This window comes from Streptomyces sp. WELS2 (genome assembly GCF_013870595.1).
Lineage (GTDB): Bacteria > Actinomycetota > Actinomycetes > Streptomycetales > Streptomycetaceae > Streptomyces.
On record NZ_JACBWZ010000582.1, the window covers coordinates 1 to 4,102 of the forward strand.

Consider the following 4,102-nt stretch of genomic DNA (forward strand, 5'->3'; position numbering starts at 1 on the left):
TACAAGGTGCCGCTCGGCGTCGTCGCCGTCTACTCCGCCTCCAACTTCCCCTTCGCCTTCTCCGTCGCCGGCGGCGACACCGCGAGCGCGCTCGCCGCGGGCTGCCCCGTCGTCGTCAAGTCCCACCCCGACCACCCGGCGCTGTCCGAGCGGGTCGCCGAGGTGCTGCGCCGGGCCGCCGCCGAACACGGCATCCCCGAGGCTGTCGTCGGCCTGGTGCACGGCTTCCAGGCCGGCATCGAACTGATCAAGCACCCGCTGGTCGCCGCGGCCGGCTTCACCGGCTCCGTCCGCGGCGGCCGGGCGCTGTTCGACGCCGCCGCCGCGCGCCCGGTGCCGATCCCGTTCCACGGCGAACTCGGCTCGCTGAACCCGGTCCTGGTGACCGAGGCCGCCGCGGCCGAGCGGGCCGAGGAGATCGGCGGCGGGCTCGCCGGGTCGATGACCCTCGGCGTCGGCCAGTTCTGCGTCAAGCCCGGACTGGTGCTGGTGCCCTCCGGCGGGGCCGGCGACCAGCTGGTGAAGTCGCTGGCCGACGCCGTCGCCGGCACCGAGGCCGGGGTGCTGCTCGACCACCGCATGCGGGACAACTTCGTCGCCGGCGTGGCCGAACGCGCCCAGCTGCCCGACGTGGACGCGCCCGTCACGCCGGGCGAGGGCGGCGAGCACACCGTCAGCGCCGGCTTCCTCACCGTGCCGGCGGCGAAGCTGGCCGAGGAGGGCGAGCACGACCTGCTCCTGGAGGAGTGCTTCGGGCCGGTCACGGTGGTGGCCCGCTACGCCGACGAGCAGGAGGCCAAGGCCGTCCTGTCCCGGCTCCCGGGCAACCTCACGGCGACGGTCCAGCTCTCCTCGCAGGAGGCCGCCGGCCAGGGCCGGGGACCGGAGCTGCTCGCCGAGCTGACCCCGCTGGCCGGGCGGGTCCTGGTCAACGGCTGGCCCTCCTCGGACAGTTCCGGTACGAGCGCGCCGATGGCCCGCAGCGGGGCCAGCGCCCGGTACGCCGCCCGCGCGCCGAGGTTGCGGGCGCGGGCGTAGGTCACGAGCCCGTACGCGGTCAGCGGGGTCCAGCGGGGCGTCTCCCACCACTCGTGGTCCAGGTCCTCGTCCGGGTCCGCGGCGATCAGCACCGCCGTCTCGTGCCAGGTCGGGGCGAACTCCCCCAGCTCCTCGGGCGGGCGCGGGGCGACCAGGCCGGCGTCCAGCCCGAGGTTCCCGGCCTCCCGGTGCGCGGTGTCCCACAGCACCGACAGCTTCTGCCGCAGCCGCTGACTGCCGCTGAAGAGCACGGCCGAGGTGGCCGGTACGGGATAGTCGGCGCCCACCCAGCTGGGATCCTCCCCGGAGAACGCGTACCTGCTGGGCGTCGGCAGGTCGTCCCAGGCGCACAGCAGGCGTCCGGCGTCGGGCAGCCGCACCCCGGCCGCCCGCAACTCGTCGGCGTACCAGGACAGTTCCTCCCACGACATCTCGTGGGAGCGGACGAACGCCAGGTCGCGCAGCGAGACGCCGTCCTCCAGCCGGACGCCCGCGTCGTGCAGCCACCGTACGAGGTTGCCCGTGTCGGGGGAGGGGACCACGTCCCGGCCGGGCGAGCGCCTGGTGTAGCGCCGGCGGAGGACCACCGCGAGGCCCTCCGTCTCGCGGGCCAGGACGCGTTCGGCCTCCCACACGGTGAGCTCCGACTCCGCGGCCAGCTCCACCGTGGCGGCCCAGGGCAGCACGGGGCGGCCCGCACCGTCGTGGCCGATGTAGTGGCGCAGGACGGGGAACACCTCCGGGGACACGGCGTCCCACCGGGCGGCCAGGACGGGATCGGGCGTGGGGCGGCCCAGCCAGGCGAAGTCGGCCGTCCGGCGCGTCACCTCGGCCGTGCCGAGGCCGGTGGCGGCGGCCACCAGTGGTACGTCCCAGGGGTGGATCGCGGGCCGCGCCCGGTGCTCGTCCTCCTTCAGGTAGAGGAGCTTCAGCTCGTCCGCCGTGCAGACGTGGTCGCGGTGACGGTCCGGGACGTCCCCCAGGGGCCGTCCCACGAAGGGCGCGTACCGGGCGCACGCCTCGGCCAGCTCGCCGAGGGGCTTGTCGAAGCGGGCGGAGGCGCGGACGATGCCGGAGAGATCGTCCGGGGCGTGCCGGTAGTACATCTCGTCGGCGACCCGCCGCTTGCGGGGCAGGGGCCGCCCCCAGACGCTGATCCTTAGCCCGTCCAGCGGATCGCGCTCGCTGCCCAGCAGCCCCTGCATGACGCACCAGTCGACGAAGGACGGTTTCCATTCCAGGTCGCCGTCGCGGAGAACGGCGGGTCCGGCCAGCCGCGGATGTGCGAGGCGCAGGCCACGCGTCACGCGCAGCACCTCCGCCACCGTCGTGTCCTGTCTGTCGGCGGCCTGGACCGCGGCACGCCAGTCGCCACCGACGTTCGTCGCGATGTCGGACCAGCCCGGCCGCGGGACGGGGTGGCCCGCCAGGGACAGCGGAACCGCCTGGTCCCGGGTCCGGAACCCGGGGCCGAGGACGGCCAGCCGCCAGGGCCGGACCGCCCGCGCGAGCTCCTTCTCCTTGTGCCCGCCCCGGTCGTCGAGGGAGTTGTCCAGCCTGAACCAGCCGACCTCGTCGAGATCCACCCGCCGGCCGAGGTCGTCCGACACCAGGACGCCGCGTCCGCGCAGGGCCTTGCCCAGCACACGGGCGATCGAGGGCTCACGGGATTCCATCTCCCACAGCCACTTCAGGCTCGGCGCGGCCCCGCCGGCGAGGGCGTGGGCGCCCCGCTCGAACTGCTCGTGGGCCCACAGGACGTCGTACTTCTCCAGCTTCTTGCGGTTGACGCTGACTTCTCCCGCGTGCGGGCCCGACAGGTTGAGCACGTAGCCGAAGGGCCGCTGGTCCGTGGCGATGCCGTCGTTCACGATCGCCCCGTTGCCCGACACCCACCACAACGTGCCGGGCACGGCCTCGATGACGAACCGGGTGGAGAACTCGCCCGGCCCCTCGCCGGTCTTGAGGCGCCCCGGCTGCCAGGTCTCCCCGGTGCCGTCCTGGTCGCGCACCTCCAGGTGGAACTCGCTGAGCAGGACCAGGGAACGCAGCACCGAGACGGCGGAGTCGTCGGGCAGCGCACCGGCGCGCCGCAGGTACAGCCGCACACTGGTGCCGCCCTCGGGCAGCATCGTCCCGCCCTGCTCGTCGTCCTCCCGTACCCGGAAGAGGCTGCCGCTGACCGGGATCTCCACGCGCCAGGCCTTCCCGGCGGGGCGGCCGTCCGTGCCGACCGGCCGGGTCACGACGGACATCTCGTCGGCCAGCATGAAGTAGCTGAACACACCGATGCCGAAACGGCTGTTGGGGTACAGCCGCAGCGAACCGTCGTGCCGCAGCCAGGCGGCCTGCTCGCGGCGGAAGGCGGGGGACTGGTCGAAGCGGCGGCCGGCCCGGGTGAAGGTGTTCTTGAGCTGGTCGACGGTCATGCCGACGCCGTTGTCCACACACTCGACGTAGCGTCCGCGGTCGTCCTCGCCGGCCTCGATCCGGATCCGGCCCGCCCACGGGGCCGGTTCCCTGCCGAGGGCACGCAGGTACCTGGCCCGCGTCTCCCGGTAGCGGCAGGCGTCCATGGCGTTCTGGTACAGCTCCCGCAGCGCGAGCGCGGGCTCGCCGTCGTACAGCTTCTCGCCCATCAGCAGGCGGCGGACCTCGGTCTGCGCCAGCGAGAACCGCGCGAGCGGCACGTCGTACGCGTCCGTGCCACGGGTGCGGTCCGGGCGGAGCCGGTGGTCGGACAACCGCGCGGGCAGCGCCCCGAGCAACGCGGACTCGTCCCGCGGGAGGTGGCGGGCCGACTCCCGCAGCTGATGGCCGAGGTCGTCCGCGTCCTCGACGACCGAGGCGAGCGCGGCGTGTATCGCCGGGTGCGGGCAGACCGCGTCCAGATGCAGCGAGGCGGGGGTGTTCCCGTCCTGGTCGAGGTCCCAGAAGGCGTCCCGGAGCACGGTGACCACCTCGCCCGGCACCACCGCGTCGGAGACGGCGAGGTGCTCGGCGAGGACCTCCGGCAGACACCGGGCGTCGAAGGCGATCAGGCCCGCGAGGCGGAGCAGCGCGG

At 74.4% G+C, this 4,102-nt stretch carries 1 pseudogene; it reads left to right on the forward strand.

From position 1 onward, the window contains the following. A pseudogene (locus tag H5J33_RS26080) lies at positions 1-945 on the forward strand (aldehyde dehydrogenase family protein); the annotation flags it as partial. Positions 946-4,102: the final 3,157 nt, after the last annotated feature.